The sequence below is a fragment of the Rhodophyticola sp. CCM32 genome, from assembly GCF_004751985.1.
In the GTDB taxonomy this organism is placed as follows: Bacteria; Pseudomonadota; Alphaproteobacteria; order Rhodobacterales; family Rhodobacteraceae; genus Rhodophyticola.
Genome location: NZ_CP038492.1, coordinates 2,916,641 through 2,934,509, shown reverse-complemented (window position 1 = coordinate 2,934,509; position 17,869 = coordinate 2,916,641). Strand labels below are relative to the sequence as shown.

The window sequence follows — 17,869 nt, the reverse complement described above, 5'->3', positions numbered from 1 at the left end:
GTCGCCATGCAGATGGGGGGCAGCCCGTCCAGACCCGTAGAATATCCTGAAAACTTGCCAGGAACCGCCCAGCCCTGCTATCAACGCGGCAACAGGAGCGCCCCGCCAATGATCCAGACAGCCTGATCCCCGCTACCCGGTCCCGACCCGGACAACAGGTTTTCCCGATCAGACGGAGCATAAAGATGCATCCCATTATCTATGACGTGGCGGTCTCCGCCGATGGTTTCATTGCAGGACCGGGGGCCGAGATTTCGGCTTTCCCGCATGAGGGCGATATCGTTGCCGATTACCTTACCCGCCTGCAAAACTACAAAACGGTCCTGATGGGCCGCGCAACCTATGAATTCGGCTATCGCTTTGGCCTCGACCCCGGGGCAAACCCCTATCCATGGGCCCGCAGCATTGTGGTCTCCTCCGGTCTGTCCCTGCCCGGAGACAGGGCAGATGTAGAGCTTTGGCCCGATCTGCCCCTCGACCGGCTGACCGCTCTGCGCCGCGACAGTGCCGGGCCGATCTATCTGTGCGGTGGCGGTATTCTGGCCGGATATCTGCTGGACTTGGGCCAGATCGACATCCTGCGCCTGAAACGCGCACCGATCCTGCTTGGCGGCGGCACCCCCTTGTTTGCCCCTCACAGCTGTGCAGCAAATCTACGCCTGCTGGATCAGCGGGATTACTCCGCTGGCCTGCTATATCAGGAGTTCGCCCTGTCGTAGAATTTGAGACGTTGCATTGGCTCCCTGTGGAGTTCTTGAGAATTCCACAGGGAAAACCCGGGTTTTCCAGCCCCGCTCTCAGCCATCCTTGCGAATAGCCGCATTGGTCGGGTCATAGGGGCTGTCTTCCGCCACCTCCGCCGGCCATAACCGGTTCAGCATTTTCACCTGCAACTTCTGCCCGGGTGTGGCCAGATCGGGCTGCACATAGCCCATGCCGATGGATCTCCCGAAGGCAACGGAATAACCGCCAGAGGTCAGCCGCCCAACCCGCCTGTCCCCGTCATAAAGCGCCTCGCGCCCCCAGGGGTCCGCATCCGCAGGCCCGTCGATCAACAGCGTCACGCAGGTTGAGCGGATGCCAAGCGCTTCCATCTCCGCCTTGCCGTGAAAATTCTTGGACAGGTCCACAAACCGGTCCAGCCCGGCCTCCAGCGGCGTCGCGTCCCGGCCCAGTTCGGTGCCAAAGGCGCGATAGGATTTCTCCTGCCGCAGCCAGTTCTGCGCCCGCGCACCGACCAGTTTCATCCCATGCGGCTCTCCTGCCGCCATCAATTGATCGAACAGGTAATTCTGCATCTCCATCGGATGATGCAGCTCCCAGCCCAGCTCACCGGTATAGGCCACGCGGATCGCCCGCACCGGGCACATGCCCAGCTCGATATTGCGCATCGACAGCCAGGGAAACCGCCTGTTGCCCAGCACGCTCGCCGGGTCCGCATCTTTCACGATCGCCCCCAGAACCTCGCGGGATTTCGGCCCCGCGATGGCAAAGACACCCCATTGCGTCGTCACATCATGAATATCCACATAGCCACCACCCGCGCTCATGAAATCCTCCGCCGATTTCATCAGGAAATCCGCGTCATAGGCGGTCCAGGCCCCGGCGGAGACCAGATAATATGCATCCTCGCCCAGCCGCAGAATGGTATATTCCGTGCGCGTTGTGCCATGACTTGTCAGCGCATAGGTCAGGTTGATCCGGCCGACCTTCGGCAGCCTGTTGCAGGTGAAATGGTCCAGAAACGCCGTCGCGCCGGGGCCGCGCAACAGATGTTTGGTGAAGGCCGTTGCGTCGATCAGGCCGACACCCTGCCGGATCGCCTGTGCCTCGGCCTTCGCATAGTCCCACCAGGCGCCACGGCGGAACGAGCGGCTGTCTTGGTCAAATATGTCCGGCGCATCAAGCGGCCCGTAGTAATTCGGCCGCTCAAACCCGTTCACACAGCCGAATTGCGCCCCCAATGCCTTCTGCCGGTCATAGGCCGGGGCCGTGCGCAGCGGGCGACAGGCCGGGCGTTCCTCATCAGGATGGTGGAGGATATAGACATGGTCATAACATTCCTCGTTCTTCCGCGCGGCATATTCCGTCGTCATCCAGTTGCCGAACCGCTTCGGGTCCAGCGAGGCCATGTCGATCCCGGCTTCGCCCTCAACCATCATCTGGGCAAGGTAATACCCCGCGCCGCCAGCGGCAGTGATGCCAAAGCTGAACCCTTCGGCCAGCCACATATTGCGCAACCCGTAAGCTGGGCCAAGTAATGGGTTGCCATCGGGCGTATAACAGATCGGACCGTTGAAATCGTCTTTCAGACCGCTGTCCTCACAAGACGGAATCCGGTGGATCATCGCCATATACTGATCCTCGATCCGCTCCAGATCGAGGGGGAAAAGATCGGCGCGGAAACTGTCGGGCACGCTATATTCAAACCGCGCGGGGGCGTTTTTTTCATAGACGCCCAGTATCCAGCCGCCCCGTTCCTCACGCACATAGCTTTGCGCATCCGCATCGCGGATCACCGGATGTTCGGGATTGTCCCTGCGCCATTCCATCAACGCCGGGTCCTGGTCCATCACGATGAACTGATGCTCCACCGGGATCGCGGGGATCTTGATGCCCAGCATGCCTGCCGTGCGCTGCGCATGATTGCCCGAGGCGGTCACCACATGCTCTGCCGTGATCACAATCTGCTCGTCCGAGGCAACCAGATTGCCGCCCTGCTCCACCATCTTTGTGGCGGTCACCTCCCAGACCTCCCCGGTCCAGTGGAACCCGTCCGCCTGCCATTTCCGTTCGATCATCACCCCGCGCTGGCGCGCGCCCTTGGCCATCGCCTGGGTCACATCGGCGGGGTTAATATAGCCGTCCGTGCTGTGGTAAAGCGCGCCTTTCAGGTCCGAGGTCTCGATCAGCGGCCAGCGCGCCTTGATCTCATCGGGTGTCAGCCATTCATAAGGGATGCCCACGGTCTCCGCGGTGGCGGCATAAAGCATGTATTCATCCATCCGCGCATCACTCTGCGCCATCCGCAGATTGCCGACCACGGCGAACCCGGCATTCAGCCCGGTTTCCTCCTCCAGCGTCTTGTAGAATTTGACCGAGTAGTCATGGATATGGGTGGTCGCATAGCTCATGTTGAACAGCGGCAGCAGCCCCGCCGCATGCCAGGTCGATCCGCTGGTCAGTTCGTCACGTTCCAGCAGCATCACATCATCCCACCCCGCGCGGGCCAGGTGATAGGCAATCGAGGTGCCAACGGCACCGCCGCCGATCACAAGGGCTTTGACCTGGGTTTTCATCGGCATCGGCTCCACCGGGGAAATATCTTTCTATCCTCCATGCCAGAGCCCCGCCCGGCCCGCTTCGCCCGCCCGACCCTCTGCCGCGAAAAAACGACATTGCGCGCCCGGATCACGGGCCGGGACCGGCAAGCCGTGACTCAAACGGCCTTCTTCTTGTCAAAAATACGCAAAATCCGCCCTCACCACAGGGCATCACGGCAGGGTTTACAGAAAACCGCTGGCCAATTCCGGTCTTTGGATGTTCATTGCGGCCCATGACACAGCGCATCCTTTCCATCGGCGAATGCATGGTCGAACTTGCCGCAACCGGCCCCGGCACCTACAGTCAGGGCTATGCGGGCGATACGTTCAACACCGCCTGGCATATGCGCCGGCAACTCCCCCCTGACTGGAAGGTCGCCTATCTGACCACCCTTGGCACCGACCCGATGTCAGACCGGATGCAACGCTTCATGGCCGAAAGCGGCATTGCCACCGACGCAATCCTGCGCCTGCCGGAGGCAACGCCCGGTCTCTATATGATCGACACCGATGCAGAGGGGGAACGCAGCTTTTCCTACTGGCGCGAAAGCTCTGCCGCGCGGCATCTGGCCGATGATGCAGATCATCTGGCCCGCGCCATGGCCGGGGCTGATCTGATCTATGTCTCCGGCATCACATTCGCGATTCTGCAAAAGACCGCCCGCAAAACCCTGCTGGCAGCTCTGGCGCAGGCGAAAGCGGCGGGGCAGCGCGTCGCCTTTGACAGCAATATCCGCCCCGGGCTTTGGGAAACCCCAGATATCATGCGCGACACATTGATGGAGGCCGCAAAGACCGCCACCATCGCGCTGCCCACCTGGCCGGATGAGGCTGTGCTTTGCGATGATCCCGATCCGCAGGCCGTAACGGATCGCTACCGCGCCGCAGGCGTGTCAGAAGTGGTGGTCAAGACCGGCCCCGGCCCGGCCCTTATCGCCAGTGATGCGGGCCAGTGGCAAGTGGCCCCCGAAGCCCCGGTCAGCCCGGTCGACACCACCGGCGCCGGGGACAGTTTCAATGCCGCCTATCTTGCCGCCCGGCTGACAGGGACCGGTGAAGCAGAGGCCGCCCGCGCCGCCCATGATTTGGCAGGCAAGGTGATCGGCCGACGCGGCGCGCTTTGCGAGGTTTGATCGCCTCGCCTATACCCTGCCACACCTTTGGCAGTCTCGGGATATTGGCGATACTCCATGGCCCAAATGAAACGCGGGGGACTGCAAAGGCGCAAGGGCAGGATTTCTCGAGAAATCCTTGTGGAAAACGCGCGTTTTCCACCCCCTACAACAGAAATCGAATGCGAATTCCAATACAGGCGGTGTCAATGAAACCGCAGACCGCATAGCTTTTCAGTGGCGCAGATGCGCCACCTCGGCCAGAACCGCCTCCCGAAACCAGCTGGCATCTGACAGATCACCGAACACGGCGCGCAGGTCCAGCACCGCCTCCACCCCCTGTGCTGCGGCACCGGACAGAACCTGACCCATCGGGTCTTCCACAGGGCAATCCGCGGCCAGAAGATAGGCCACCCAGCCCGCCACCCCTGTTGCAAGCGCCCCCCAGGGGCGACCGGTCTCATGGGCCTCGGTCAGGGGCGCCAGCAGGCGCTGCGGCAGTTTCTGGCTGCCATCCATGGCGATCTGTGCGGTTTTGTGATGCAGCGCGGGGTTCCGAAACCGGGTTTGCAGAGAGCTTGCATAAAGCTCCAGCTCTGCGCGCGGCAGGGGCAATGTGCCCGCCGCCTCCGCCATAACCGCCGCGACCAGATCGGCCAAAAGCGCATCCTGCATCACATCGGCCACAGTCTCATACCCTTTGATCTGGCCCAGATAGGCCAGCGTCGAATGGGCGCCGTTCAGCATTCTCAGCTTCATATGCTCGTAAGGCGCCACGTCGCCCACAAACTGTACGCCTGCGGCGGCCAGATCCGGGCGGCCTGCGGGAAAGTGATCTTCCACAACCCATTGGCAGAAAGGTTCCGTGACCACGGGCCAGGCATCTTCCAGCCCGCTCAACGCGGCGATCCCGGCGCGGTCCTCTGCGGTTGTGGCGGGCACGATCCGGTCCACCATGGAAGACGGGAAGGCAACCTCCGCCCCGATCCAACCGGCCAGCGCCGGATCGCGCAGCCGGGCGAACTGGCCCACGACCCGGGCCAGTGTCGCCCCATTGGCGGGCAGGTTGTCACAACTCAGAACAGTGAACGGCTGAAGCCCCGCCTCGCGGCGCAGGCGCAGCGCCTCCACCAGCAGGCCGGGCACGGAAACCGGTGCCTCCGGTCGGGCCAGATCGGCGGCGATACCCGGGTGGCTTGTATCCAGATCCCCGGCCCCGTCGCGGCAATAGCCCTTTTCGGTCACCGTCAGACTGACAATCCGCGTCGCCGGGTCGCACAGCGCCGCCAGAACCGGGGCCACGCCCTCGCGCGCCACCAGCACCTCCAGCACAGAGCCGATGATCCGCGCCCGCGTGCCCGCCCCGTCGCGCACCGCCAGCGTGTAAAGCCCGCCCTGGGGCGCCAGCGCATCGCGCATATCCGGGCGCCGCAGCGAAACCCCCCGAATGCCCCAATCGGGCGTCATGGCCAGGCAGTCCTCCACATAGACCGCCTGATGCGCCCGGTGGAAATTGCCAAGCCCCAGATGGACGATGCCCGGCGTGACATCAGCGCGCTCATAGGTCGGGCGCTGCACATTGCGAACCGAAGACAGGGTATCGGGTGACAATCTCATAGCCGATAGGCCTGTTTCGGCAGGTCGATGGTCAGCACCCGGGCCAGATCAAACGCCTCCGCCTCCCGCAACCGCCCATCCCCCACCAGCCGCGCCAGAAAGGCGCAATCGACCCGCCGGGCCATATCATGGCGTGCGGGGATCGAGGGGAAGGCCCTTGTGTCATCATTGAAACCCACCGTGTTGTAGAACCCGGCTGTTTCCGTCGTCATCTCACGGAACCGGCGCATGCCTTCGGGGCTGTCATGGAACCACCAGGCCGGGCCAAGGCGCAGGCAGGGATAGGCCCCGGCAAGCGGTGCCAGTTCGCGGCTATAGGCGGTTTCATCCAGGGTGAAGAGTATCAGCCTGAAACCGGGGGCCATTCCCACCGCATTCAGCAGCGGGCGCAGGGCATGGACATAATCCGTGCGGGTGGGAATATCGAACCCCTTGTCGCGGCCGAACATCTCGAACACCGCGCGATTGTGGTTGCGATAGGACCCGGCATGGATCTGCATCACCATGCCGTCATCCGCGCTCATCCGGGCCATTTCGGTCAGCATCTGCGCCCGGAACAGCGCCGCATCCCCGGGTTCGGCCCGGGCCTTTCGGATACGGTCATAAAGCGCGACCGCCTGATCCCGGGCCAGATCCGCCGTTTCAGCCGTCGGATGGCCGTGATCGGTGGCGGTCGCCCCGTGGTCGCGGAAAACCGCGCGGCGGGCACGATGCGCCTCAAGATATCCCGCCCATGTATCGGTTTCGCCCCCCGTGAGGTCAGCCAGCCGGTCCAACCCGGCGGCAAAACCTTCATGGTCCGGGTCGGTCACCTGATCGGGCCGGTAGGTGGTGATCACCCGCCCCTGCCAGCCGCTTTCGGCAATCGCCCGGTGATGGGTCAGCGGGTCCAGCGCGCCCTCTGTTGTGGCCAGAACCTCGATCTGAAACCGCTCGAACAGGGCGCGGGGGCGAAACGCCTCCTGCGACAGGCAATCCGAGATTCGGTCGTAATAGGCGGTGGCCGTCGCCGGGCAAAGCGGATCATGCAGCCCGAACAGCGTTTCAAACGTATAATCCAGCCAGACCCGTGTCGGCGTACCGGCAAACAGATAATACTGCGCCGCGAACCGGTCCCAGATCACGCGCGGATCGGTCTCGACCTCTGTGCCATCCTGCCGTGCCACGCCCATATCCTCCAGCCGCACCCCCTGGCTGACCAGCATGCGCAACACGTAATGGTCGGGGACGATCAGCAGATTGGCGGGGTCGGAAAAGGGCGCATCACCGGCAAACCATTCCGGGTCGCAATGGCCATGGGGGCTGAGGATCGGGAGGGCCTTGAGTGTATCGTAAAGCGCCCGCGCCAAGCCGTCCTGCCCGATGATCAGATCATCCGCGCTCAATGTGCCCATAAGACCCCCTCCGTTTCGCGCACCCTACCCGGGCGGCGGCGGGTGGCAAGAGGTCAGGGCACCAGATCGTCCAGCGGGACCTGCAACGCATCGGCAAGCTTTCTCAGCGTTTTGACCGAGCCGGTCTTGCCGCGCTGTTCGATATCGCTGATCTGCACCCGGTTCACACCCGAAACCCTGGCCAGCGCCGCCTGGCTGAGCCCGCGCCATTCCCGAAACACCAGAACCGGCGGCACCCCTTCAATCAGCCGGAGCATGAAGGCATGCGGCAGGCTTTCCTCGGGCGCGGCCATGGCGGCATCATAGGCACGGATATCTGTCAAATCCTCCCGTGCGGAAAGCAGCGCATCATATTCGATACGCGGGATTGTTACGGTTTGCGCCATAAGACCTCCTTAGTCATAAACCCCGCCACGCGGGCCAATCTTCAAAACCTCCAGCACCTCACCATCCTGCATGATCACACGCCAGTCACCGACCCTGAGGCGTATCCCGTCCCGCCCGCGCAGCGCGGTCACATTATTGGCCTGGGAACCCGGCGCATGCGCATATTCCTCTATCTTGGCAAGAATGCGCCGCGCGGTATTCCGGGGCATACGCCGGAGTGTTTTCCGCGCCGATGGGCGGTAGGTGATCTGCTTCATGAGGATATGTAGCAGATAACTACATTGCAGTCAACGGCTACAGTCTCACAACATCGACGGCACAACCAGATCCGGCGGTCGGTGTCCGTCATCGAAAGTCTTGATATTGATCAACACTTTCTCTCCCATTTCGATGCGGCCTTCCAGCGTGGCCGATCCCATATGCGGCAGCAGCACCACATTCTCCAGCTCACGCAGGCGCGGGTTCACCTCGTGACCGCGTTCAAACACATCAAGGCCAGCGCCGCCGATCTCCCCTGCGCGCAGCATCCGGGTCAGGGCGTTTTCGTCAATCACCTCCCCGCGTGAGGTGTTCACGATCACCGCCTCGGGCTTCATCAGTTTCAGCCGCCGCGCATTCAGCAGATGAAAGGTGGATGGGGTATGCGGGCAATTGATCGACAACACATCAATCCGGCTCAGCATCTGATCAAGACTTTCCCAATAGGTCACCTCAAGCTCGGTCTCTATGTCCTTATGCAACCTGCGGCGATTGTGATAATGCACCTGCATCCCAAAGGCCGCCGCCCGTCTGGCCACGGCCTGGCCGATCCGCCCCATGCCCAGAATGCCCAGCCGTTTGCCGCCGATCCGGCTGCCCATATAGGCGGTGGGTGCCCAGCCATCCCATTCGCCCGCCTGCATGACCGACAGGCCCTCGGGGATCCGCCGGGTCACCGCGAGCATCAGCGCAAATGTCATATCCGCCGTGTCATCGGTCATCACACCGGGTGTGTTTGACACCAGAATGCCGCGCTGCCGCGCTGTGGAGACATCAATATGGTCCACACCCGCACCGTAATTTGCAATCAGTTTCAGGCGATTACCCGCCTGGGCCAGCATACCCGCGTCAATCTGGTCGGTCACGCAGGGCACCAGAATATCGGCCCGGCCCATGGCCGCAACCAGTTCGGCCTTGTCCATTTTGGTGTCATCCTCGCGCAATTCCGCGTCGAACAACTCCCGCATGCGTGTCTCAACCACCTCGGGCAACCGTCGCGTAACAACAACACTCGGCTTCTGACCTGGCATCCCGGCAATCCCTTCGCTGGCATTTCTGCGCCTGACATGACACTCTCTGATCCAAAGCGGGGGCGCAAGATGTCGCCTGAAAACCGCGACAAAACAGCAGAAAAGGCCGCGGCGACAGCGGTCGGGACAACATGACAGGCACCCAACCGATGCGGATCATCGCCCGTATTGCCCTTTTCGCGCTGGCCTTCGGGCTGGCGGTGCCCGGCAGCGCGCAAGAGATCGCACCCACACCACGCCCCGAGGCGCAGATTACCCCGGTGATCGCCACTGCGACCCTGCGGACCGGCCCGGTGACCGGCTTTCCGATCCCGCGCTTTGTCTCGCTGAAGGCAAGTGAGGCCAATGCCCGCCGTGGGCCCTCCCGCAGCCACCGGATCGACTGGGTGTTCCAGCGCCGCAACATGCCGATGATGGTGGTGGCCGAACATGGCCATTGGCGCCGGGTGGTGGACCGCGACGGCGCCGGCGGCTGGATGCATTATTCGCTGCTGTCGGGCGTGCGCACCACCATTGTCGAACAGGATATGCTGGAAATGCACCAGCGCCCGGACCTTGCATCACCGGTGCGCGCGCAGGCTGAACTGGGCGTTATCGGGCGGCTTGAGGAATGTGACGGCGCATGGTGCAAGATCACCACCGGCGGTCATTGGGGCTGGGTTCCGGTGACAGCACTTTGGGGTGTGGAGCCGGGCGAAGTATTCGAGTGAGGCCCTAGGGTCAGGCCCCCTTAAATCCATACCGTCAGCGCCGATTTCACATCATATCAGTGGTTTGCGGCGCGCCGGCCATAGGTGTTCTACGGTCAAGCGGCGCACGCCGCTGAGATGATGTGAAATCGGCGCCCTTCGGGTTTGGCGGATGTCCCGCGTGAGCATCGTTGCAGGCCTGTGCCTCGTCACGCGAAAAAATCTGCCAAACTGACGGCATGGATTTAAGGGGGCCTGATCCTAGCTTTTCACGAACGGCGAGTTGCCGCCTATTTGTCACGCATATCGACAAATGAATTGCCCGCAGAATCCTACACTGCAATTTAGATCAGACACAGTTTTTTGATTTTGGGCGTCGATTTGAACATCCGCAGCGACTTTTACGACCATCGCAACGGTGCTTGATGTATCTGAAAGACTGGATAATCGCTGCATTTCTGTGCGCAGTCAGCTCGCAAAAGGCAGAGGCAGAAGAGCCATTTGTCGGCTATTACGGCGGCATCGGCATCGAACACGGCTCCCATTCAGAAGGTGGGCTGAACATGTTCTCTGCCAGCGTGGATGGTTTGGGTAATGTTCTTGTCCCCCATGATGACAACGCGCTCTCGATCCTATTTGGCTATACGGCGTCTCGCGGTGATTGGATCGTCGGGATCGAAGCGCAGTATGCCGCCACGGATGTCAATTTCGGCGAAACGGCCTGTACCGCGGCGCTTCCCTACCCCTGTGCCGATGCGTTTCTTCTGGCCAAACGGGAAAACACCCTGCGCATTCGCGGCATCGCGGGCCAGCCTGTCGGGGATAATTTCCTGCTATTTGCAACTTTTGGTGCCTCCGTCTCGCAACTGTCACTGCAGGGGCTTGGCGTCATCGGAACAAATGGCTCCGGCGCGTCCACCGAACGGCAGAGGTTCCTTGCCAACCCGATTTACAGCTACGCATTGGGCGTGTCGCTCGGTGTGGGGGTGGAGCACCGGATTACGGATGCGTTTTCGCTCCGCGGGGAAGTGATGGCGGAACGCATTTACCTTGATACATCCAGCACCGCGCGCCTGCGTGCACTGCAAAGACGATCGACCACAGACTCCGTGATCCAACTGAACGACGACCATATCCATTTCGACAATGTGAGCGTCGCCCTGACCGCAATCTACCGATTCTGAACACGCGTCCGCGACGCAGCGTCAAGCTACCCTTTGGGCACCGATCTTGCCGACCCGGTTGAATATCGGATCGCCAACGCAAATGAACAGGTTTGCTGCCGGTATGCGCCCGCAGCTTCCCGCACCAACTGGGCTTTGCCAAAGCGTCAGGCCACCTTATCCAGCCCACGCCCTTTCAACAGCGCCTCAACCCCGGGCATCCGGCCCCGGAACGCGGTGTAAAGCGCATCCGCTTCCTGGCTGCCACCCGCTGACAGGATATGTTTCTCCAACAACCGGGCGGTGGCTGCATCAAACGCGCCGCCCGCCTCTTCAAACGCCTCGAACGCGTCCGCATCCATCACCTCGGACCACATATAGCTGTAATAGCCGCTCGAATATCCGTCGCCTGCGAAGACATGGGCGAATTGCGGTGTCGCATGGCGCATGCCAATGGCGGCCGGCATGCCGATCCGCGCCAGTGTTTCGGCCTGTGCCACCATCGGGTCCGCCGGGGCGGGGCCATCGTGGAAATCCAGATCGACCAGGGCCGAGGCGATATATTCCACGGTCTGAAACCCCATATCATAGGTCTGCGCCGCCAGCAGCCGATCCAGCAGATCCTGCGGCATCGGTTCCCCGGTTTCCGCATGGCGGGCATGGGTCTGCAACACTTCCGGCACTTCCAGCCAGTGTTCATAAAGCTGGCTGGGCAGTTCCACGAAATCCCGCGCCACCGAGGTGCCCGAGATCGAGCCATAGGTCACATCGCTCAACATCTGGTGCAGCGCGTGGCCGAATTCATGGAACAGCGTCCGCGCATCATCATAGGACAACAGCGCCGGGTCGCCCTTGGCGAAATTGCACACATTCACCACGATCGGCCGCACATCGCCGCCCAGTTTCTTCTGGCTGCGCATGGCCGAACACCAGGCCCCTGAGCGTTTCGAGCTGCGGGCGAAATAATCGCCGATGAACACGGCCATATGCCGCCCGTCGCGCGTCACCTCCCAGGCCCGCGCATCGGGGTGATAAAGCGGGACATCCAGAGAGGAAAACTCCAGCCCGAAAAGCCGCGTCGCACAATCAAACGCGGCGGCAATCATCGCGTCGAGTTGCAGATACGGCTTCAACACCGCCTCATCCAGATCATGTTCAGCCTTGCGCCGTTTTTCCGCGTAGTACCGCCAGTCCCAGGGTTCCAGATCACCGTTCACCCCGTCCGCGCGCATCATCGCGATCAGTTTCCCGGCATCCGCATCGGCCTGCGCCTTTGCCGGGGCCCAGACCTGCATCAGAAGATCGCGCACCGCATCCGGCGTTTTCGCCATCTCGGTTTCCAGTTTGAACGCCGCGAAACTGTCATAGCCCAGCAGCGCGGCGCGGTCTTCCCGCAAACTCAGCGTTTCCGCCGCGATCCCCAGATTATCGGTCTCACCGCCATTGGCCCCGCGCGCGGCCCAGGCTTTATAGGCCATCTCACGCAGATCCCGGCGCGGCGAGAATTGCAGGAACGGCACGATGATCGAACGGGCCAGCGTCAAAACCGGCCCGTCGGCGCCTTGTTCCTCTCCTGCGGCCCGCATCGCGTCCACGGCAAAGGCGGGCAGACCTTCAAGATCCGCCTCTTCCAGCGGCATCGACCAGTCCCGTTCATCCGCCAGCAGATTCTGCATGAACTCCGTGCCCAGAACCGCCAGGCGGCTTTTCACCTCGGTCAGGCGCGCGGCCTCGGCCCCGTCCAGTGCGGCACCCGCGCGGGTGAAACTGCGATGGGTCAGCATCAGAACCCGGGCTTGTTCCGGTGACAGATCCAGCGTCTCGCGGGCGTCCCACAACGTGCTGATCCGCTGCCAGAGCGCCCGGTTATTGGTGATCTCGGAGGCATAGGCCGAAAATTTCGGGGCATATGTCCGCTGCAATGCCTCGCGGGCGGGCGTGGCATCGGACCCGGCGAGATTGAAAAACACACCTGCCACCTGATCCAGCAGCGTGTCGGCCTGTTCCATCGCCTCGATTGTATTGGCAAATGTGGGTGGCTCGGGGTTATCCGCAATCGCCTGATGGGCCGCGCGCCCCGCTTCCAGTGCCGCATCCAGCGCCGGGGCGAAATCCTCATCCGTAATCTCGGCAAATGGTGGCAGGGCAAACGCACCGGTCCAGCTTTGCAGCAGCGGGTTGGTCATGGCGATATCTCCTTTGGCATCAAGTTAGGCATCCTTGGCGGCAGCGCCAGAGGCCAGAGGTCCGAGACATGGATATTTTTGGTTTTTCAGGGGATGAGTGGTGCTCCCGCCATTCAGGCGCGATCCATCTCACGTCCAGATAGGGCACCCCGGGCAAATCATTGCTGCGGAATGAATAGCCCCGTCTTCCGATAAGGAAAGATTGTACCACCGCCGGTTTCCTGACAGGTTCACCGATGATGATGTCCACCATAGAACTGCCCGTCTGGGCGCTGATCCTGATCCTGGCTTTTGCAGCGGTCGCGGCCCTGAACAATGTTCTGGTGCCCTCTGTACGCTGGTTCCTGCGTCGCCGGCTGGAACGTGCGGTGGAACGGTTGAACACGCGGCTCAGCCGCCCGATTCAACCCTTCAAGCTGGCCCGGCGCAATGACACCGTTCTACGGCTGATCTATGACCCCGAGATTGCGGGCGCCATTGTCGAACATGCCAGATCCAGGAACATCCGCGAGGACGTCGCCGCGCAGATCGCCGAACGCTACGCACGCGAGATCGTTCCGGGGTTTTCGGCCATCGCCTATTTCGGCTTTGCCATCCGCCTTGCAAAACTCCTCAGCCAGTCACTCTACCGCGTCCGTCTGGCCCAGACCAATAACGCTGCACTTGAGGCGATCGACCCCGAGGCGACGGTGATCTTCGTGATGAACCATCGGTCCAACATGGATTACGTGCTGGTCACCTGGCTTGCGGCGGAACGTTCGGCGCTTGCCTATGCCGTGGGCGAATGGGCGCGGGTCTGGCCCCTGCGGCCACTGGTGCGCGCCATGGGCGGCTATTTCATCCGGCGGCGCAATAACAACCCGCTCTACCGCAAGGTTCTGGCGCGCTATGTGCAGATGGCGACCGAGGCCGGCGTGACCCAAGCCATCTTTCCCGAAGGCGGCCTGTCGCAAACCGGCGCGTTGATGCCCGCCAAGCTTGGCCTGATCTCCTATATCGTCGACGGGTTTGTGCCCGGCACGTCGCGCGATGTGGTTTTTGTGCCTGTGGCGTTGAATTATGACCGGGTGATGGAGGACCGCACCCTGATCGAGGCCCATGCCAGAGGCGCCCGCCGCTTCCGGTTCAGCCTGCGCCCGATCTGGCGTTATGTCTGGCGGCAGACCTGGCACCGGCTCACCCGGCGGTTCCATCGCTATGGCTATGCCGCTGTCAGCTTTGGCGCACCGCTGAGCCTGACCGGTTTCATGGCCCGGGCCGATAGCGACCCGTCCGCCGCGCTTGGCACAGAACTGATGGACCGGATCGGGGCCGTGATGCCCGTGGTGCCGGTGCCGCTGGTCGCCCATGGCCTGCGGGACGGGGCCCGCAACCGCGCGGAACTCAGGGCCCTGATCGAACACCGGGTTACCCGGGCACAGGGCCGGGGTGCGGCGGTGCATATCCCCCGTGACGATCTGGATTACACGGTTGAGGCAGGCCTGCACGCGCTGGTGGAACGGGGCATGCTGGAGGATGGGCCGGAGGGTTTTATACTCAACCCTGAAGGCACCTCCCTGGTGGCGTTCTATGCGGCCTCTGTTGCCCATCTGCTGGATGAGCCGCCCGACAGCACTGACATGTAACCTCAACCGCGAAATGCCTTCGCGACAGATTATTTCACAAATATACATTTATATGTTTGCATTATTGCGCGGCGGATTCTATGTCTCGCTGCACTGGCACGGAATCATTCCGCGCCGCAGCAATCACCGGCATGAGGAGGCCCAATGGCTTTGGACAATACCCCCGCAATCGCCGCCTATGATGCGCCGAAGAAAGACCTCTATGAAATGGGCGAGATGCCCCCGATGGGGCATGTACCCACGCACATGTATGCCTGGGCGATCCGCCGTGAACGCCACGGCGAGCCGGACAAGGCCTTTCAGGTCGAAGTGATCGACACCCCCGCCATCGACAGCAATGAAGTGCTGGTTCTGGTTATGGCCGCAGGCGTGAATTACAACGGGGTCTGGGCCGGTCTTGGTGTTCCGATCAGCCCGTTTGACGGTCATGGGCAGCCCTATCACATCGCCGGGTCCGATGCCTCGGGCATTGTCTGGGCCGTGGGTGAAAAGGTCACCCGCTGGAAGGTTGGCGACGAGGTTGTGATCCATTGCAATCAGGATGATGGCGATGACGAGGAATGCAATGGCGGCGACCCGATGTATTCCCCAAGCCAGCGGATCTGGGGCTATGAAACCCCCGATGGCAGTTTCAGCCAGTTCACCCGGGTGCAGGCGCAGCAATTGATGCCGCGCCCCAAACATCTGACATGGGAAGAAGCTGCCTGCTATACGCTGACACTGGCCACCGCCTACAGGATGCTGTTCGGCCATGAACCCCATGATCTGAAACCGGGCCAGAATGTGCTGGTCTGGGGCGCATCCGGGGGGCTTGGTTCTTATGCGATCCAGTTGATCAACACTGCGGGCGCCAATGCCATCGGCGTGATCTCGGATGAAGACAAACGCCAGTTCGTGCTCGACCTCGGCGCGAAAGGCGTGATCAACCGCAAGGATTTTGACTGCTGGGGCCAGATGCCGACGGTCAACACCCCGGAATACGGCGCATGGTTCAAAGAGGCGCGGCGCTTTGGCAAGGCGATCTGGGACATTACCGGCAAGGGCGTGAATGTGGATATGGTGTTTGAACACCCGGGCGAGGCAACTTTTCCCGTTTCCACCTTCGTGTGCAAAAAGGGTGGCATGGTGGTGATCTGTGCGGGCACAACAGGGTTCAACCTGACCTTCGATGTGCGTTATATGTGGATGCATCAGAAACGCCTTCAGGGCAGCCATTTCGCCCATCTGAAACAGGCCGCCGCCGCAAACCGTCTGATGCTGGAACGACGGCTTGACCCTTGCATGTCCGAGGTTTTCCCCTGGGCCGAACTGCCCGATGCGCATATGAAAATGCTGCGGAATGAACATAAGCCCGGCAATATGTCGGTGCTGGTCCAGACCCCGCGCACCGGGCTCAGAACGCTGGAAGACGTGCTGGAGGCGGGGCCGACCGGAGGGTAAGCACCTGGCAAGATCTTTGCACAAGATCGGAGGCGGGGCGCGTTAAAGCTTTTCGAGTTTAACCTGAGACATATGTCATCACTTTTCGCGTTCGACCGAAGGGAGAGGCAGCGAATAAGTGATACATGTTCAACTCGAAACGCTATAGCGGATTTCCCGGGAAATCCTTTTGGAAAACTGGAGTTTTCCGACTGAGCATGCGCCGGATTTCTCGAGAAATCCACCGGGAAAACGGGCGTTTTCCCTTGCCTCTGCTTTCACCTCCGGGGCGCGATAGGCTCAGGACGCCGCCGCCCGGATCGCGCGCATATTCTCGCCATAGATTTCAGGTGTATCCACCGAGCCGCCTTTGAACACCGCAGACCCGGCGACCAGAACATTCGCCCCGGCTTTGGCGACCAATGGCGCGGTGGTCGGGTCAATCCCGCCATCGACCTCGATATGAATGGGCCGGTCCCCCACCATGGCGCGGGCCATCGCGACCTTCTCAACCATGGAATGGGTGAATTTCTGCCCCCCGAAACCGGGGTTGATCGTCATCACCAGAATCAGGTCGATGGCATCCAGAATATGGGCGATATGGTCCAGCGGCGTGGTCATGTTCAGCGCCACACCGGCCCTGGCGCCACAATCGCGGATCATCTGCAAGCTTCGGTGCAGATGCGCCCCCGCCTCTGCATGCACAGTGATCATATCCGCGCCCGCCTTGGCGAAAGCCCCGATATACGGGTCCGCCGGCGCGATCATCAGATGCACATCCATGAAGGTTGTCACATGGGGCCGGATCGCGGCCACCACATTGGGCCCGATTGTCAGGTTCGGCACAAAATGCCCGTCCATCGGGTCCACATGAATCCAGTCGGCCCCTTCACGCTCCACCGCGCGGATTTCCGCGCCCAGATTCGCGAAATCGGCAGACAGGATCGACGGGGCGATCTTGATCGAACGGTCGAAAGGCATGGCGGTGTCGTCCTTATCTCTGGCGGCACCTTCCTGTTAGCCTGCACATCTTTGGCTGTCACGCCCCTTGCCGCGCTCGGGCCGACGCGGCAAGTTGCCCGAACCAGTCGCACGTTCCCCGAAAAGGACAGATCATGACCTCAACCACCTGGCTTGCGCTTGGCGCCATCGCAATCGGCGGGGCCGCGATCGCAACCCAAGCCCCGATCAACAGCCGTCTGGGAAACCATATGGGCGACCCGGTCATGGCCGCTGCAATCTCTTTCGGGGTGGGGTTTCTGGTTCTGCTGGTGCTGGCGGTGCTGCGCGGTGCCCTGCCCGCAGCAATCACAGCGGCGGCCGATGTGCCCTGGTGGGCCTGGACCGGCGGTGCACTTGGCGCAGTCTATGTCTGGGCCTCGATCTGGTCGGTGTCCACCCTGGGGGTGGTGACATTGGTTGCGGCGCTGATCTTCGGGCAGTTGACCGCGGCGCTGATCCTTGATGCGGTGGGCGCCTTTGGCATGACCATGCGCGAGATCAGCTGGACCCGGCTTGCAGCCGTCGGCTTTGTGGGTGTCGGGCTGATCCTGTCGCGTCTTTAAGAACCGCCGGAATTTGACCAGATGGTCAAGCTTGCCTTGAAGCTGAGGACATGAGACCCTGTGCCCAGCGTTTTCACCCCTGTCCACGATGAATGGCTAC

Annotated in this window: 15 protein-coding genes; 7 read left to right on the top strand and 8 right to left on the bottom strand. The window is 61.8% G+C overall.

Annotation, left to right across the window (positions count from 1 at the left end; translation table 11 throughout):
• Nucleotides 1-185: 185 nt before the first annotated feature.
• Nucleotides 186-719 carry a dihydrofolate reductase family protein gene (locus E2K80_RS14240; RefSeq protein ID WP_135375601.1) on the top strand — a complete coding sequence of 178 codons (534 nt, stop codon included), beginning with the start codon at nucleotides 186-188 and terminating at the stop codon, nucleotides 717-719.
• A 78-nt stretch (nucleotides 720-797) separates the two neighbouring features.
• Here the strand turns inward: E2K80_RS14240 and E2K80_RS14235 are convergent, their stop codons facing one another.
• Nucleotides 798-3,299: a GcvT family protein gene (locus tag E2K80_RS14235; RefSeq protein ID WP_135376637.1), complete on the bottom strand. Its 2,502-nt coding sequence runs from the start codon at nucleotides 3,297-3,299 to the stop codon at nucleotides 798-800.
• A gap of 257 nt (nucleotides 3,300-3,556) precedes the next feature.
• Here E2K80_RS14235 and E2K80_RS14230 point away from each other — a divergent pair, with 257 nt between their 5' ends.
• Entirely contained in the window at nucleotides 3,557-4,456 is a 900-nt protein-coding gene (locus E2K80_RS14230; RefSeq protein WP_135375600.1) for a sugar kinase, read from the top strand.
• Nucleotides 4,457-4,669: 213 nt separating this feature from the next.
• Here the strand turns inward: E2K80_RS14230 and E2K80_RS14225 are convergent, their stop codons facing one another.
• Genes E2K80_RS14225 through E2K80_RS14205 form a run of 5 tightly spaced genes read right to left on the bottom strand, consistent with a single transcriptional unit; the run spans nucleotide 4,670 to nucleotide 9,122 of the window.
• On the bottom strand, nucleotides 4,670-6,052 hold the full coding sequence (locus E2K80_RS14225) for a mannitol dehydrogenase family protein (protein WP_135375599.1): 1,383 nt from the start codon (nucleotides 6,050-6,052) through the stop codon (nucleotides 4,670-4,672).
• Nucleotides 6,049-7,446: a glucuronate isomerase gene (gene uxaC / locus E2K80_RS14220; protein WP_135375598.1), complete on the bottom strand. Its 1,398-nt coding sequence runs from the start codon at nucleotides 7,444-7,446 to the stop codon at nucleotides 6,049-6,051. The genes E2K80_RS14225 and uxaC overlap by 4 nt, the downstream gene beginning before the upstream one ends.
• A gap of 53 nt (nucleotides 7,447-7,499) precedes the next feature.
• A complete protein-coding gene (locus E2K80_RS14215; RefSeq protein WP_135375597.1) occupies nucleotides 7,500-7,832 on the bottom strand; it encodes a helix-turn-helix transcriptional regulator in 333 nt (110 codons plus the stop codon).
• A gap of 9 nt (nucleotides 7,833-7,841) precedes the next feature.
• A complete protein-coding gene (locus E2K80_RS14210; protein ID WP_135375596.1) occupies nucleotides 7,842-8,090 on the bottom strand; it encodes a type II toxin-antitoxin system RelE family toxin in 249 nt (82 codons plus the stop codon).
• Between the two features lie 45 nt (nucleotides 8,091-8,135).
• Nucleotides 8,136-9,122, bottom strand: coding sequence for a 2-hydroxyacid dehydrogenase (locus E2K80_RS14205; RefSeq protein ID WP_135375595.1), 987 nt, complete (start codon nucleotides 9,120-9,122; stop codon nucleotides 8,136-8,138).
• 131 nt (nucleotides 9,123-9,253) lie between these two features.
• Between E2K80_RS14205 and E2K80_RS14200 the strand changes: the two genes are divergently transcribed.
• Together E2K80_RS14200 and E2K80_RS14195 are read left to right on the top strand one after the other, a co-directional pair.
• A complete protein-coding gene (locus E2K80_RS14200) occupies nucleotides 9,254-9,832 on the top strand; it encodes an SH3 domain-containing protein (protein WP_238475547.1) in 579 nt (192 codons plus the stop codon).
• 404 nt (nucleotides 9,833-10,236) lie between these two features.
• A complete protein-coding gene (locus E2K80_RS14195; RefSeq protein ID WP_135375594.1) occupies nucleotides 10,237-10,995 on the top strand; it encodes an outer membrane protein in 759 nt (252 codons plus the stop codon).
• Nucleotides 10,996-11,141: 146 nt separating this feature from the next.
• Here the strand turns inward: E2K80_RS14195 and E2K80_RS14190 are convergent, their stop codons facing one another.
• The gene (locus E2K80_RS14190) at nucleotides 11,142-13,160 is read right to left on the bottom strand and encodes a M3 family metallopeptidase (RefSeq protein ID WP_135375593.1); all 2,019 of its coding nucleotides are present in this window, start codon (nucleotides 13,158-13,160) and stop codon (nucleotides 11,142-11,144) included.
• 239 nt (nucleotides 13,161-13,399) lie between these two features.
• Between E2K80_RS14190 and E2K80_RS14185 the strand changes: the two genes are divergently transcribed.
• Nucleotides 13,400-14,785: a 1-acyl-sn-glycerol-3-phosphate acyltransferase gene (locus tag E2K80_RS14185; protein ID WP_135376635.1), complete on the top strand. Its 1,386-nt coding sequence runs from the start codon at nucleotides 13,400-13,402 to the stop codon at nucleotides 14,783-14,785.
• Nucleotides 14,786-14,929: 144 nt separating this feature from the next.
• A complete protein-coding gene (gene ccrA / locus E2K80_RS14180; protein ID WP_135375592.1) occupies nucleotides 14,930-16,225 on the top strand; it encodes a crotonyl-CoA carboxylase/reductase in 1,296 nt (431 codons plus the stop codon).
• A 279-nt stretch (nucleotides 16,226-16,504) separates the two neighbouring features.
• Here the strand turns inward: ccrA and rpe are convergent, their stop codons facing one another.
• Nucleotides 16,505-17,185, bottom strand: a complete 681-nt coding sequence (gene rpe, locus E2K80_RS14175) for a ribulose-phosphate 3-epimerase (RefSeq protein ID WP_135375591.1) — start codon at nucleotides 17,183-17,185, stop codon at nucleotides 16,505-16,507.
• Nucleotides 17,186-17,319: 134 nt separating this feature from the next.
• On the opposite strand from rpe, the gene E2K80_RS14170 reads away from it, so the two are divergent.
• Nucleotides 17,320-17,769, top strand: coding sequence for a DMT family transporter (locus E2K80_RS14170; RefSeq protein WP_135375590.1), 450 nt, complete (start codon nucleotides 17,320-17,322; stop codon nucleotides 17,767-17,769).
• Nucleotides 17,770-17,869 lie beyond the last annotated feature (100 nt).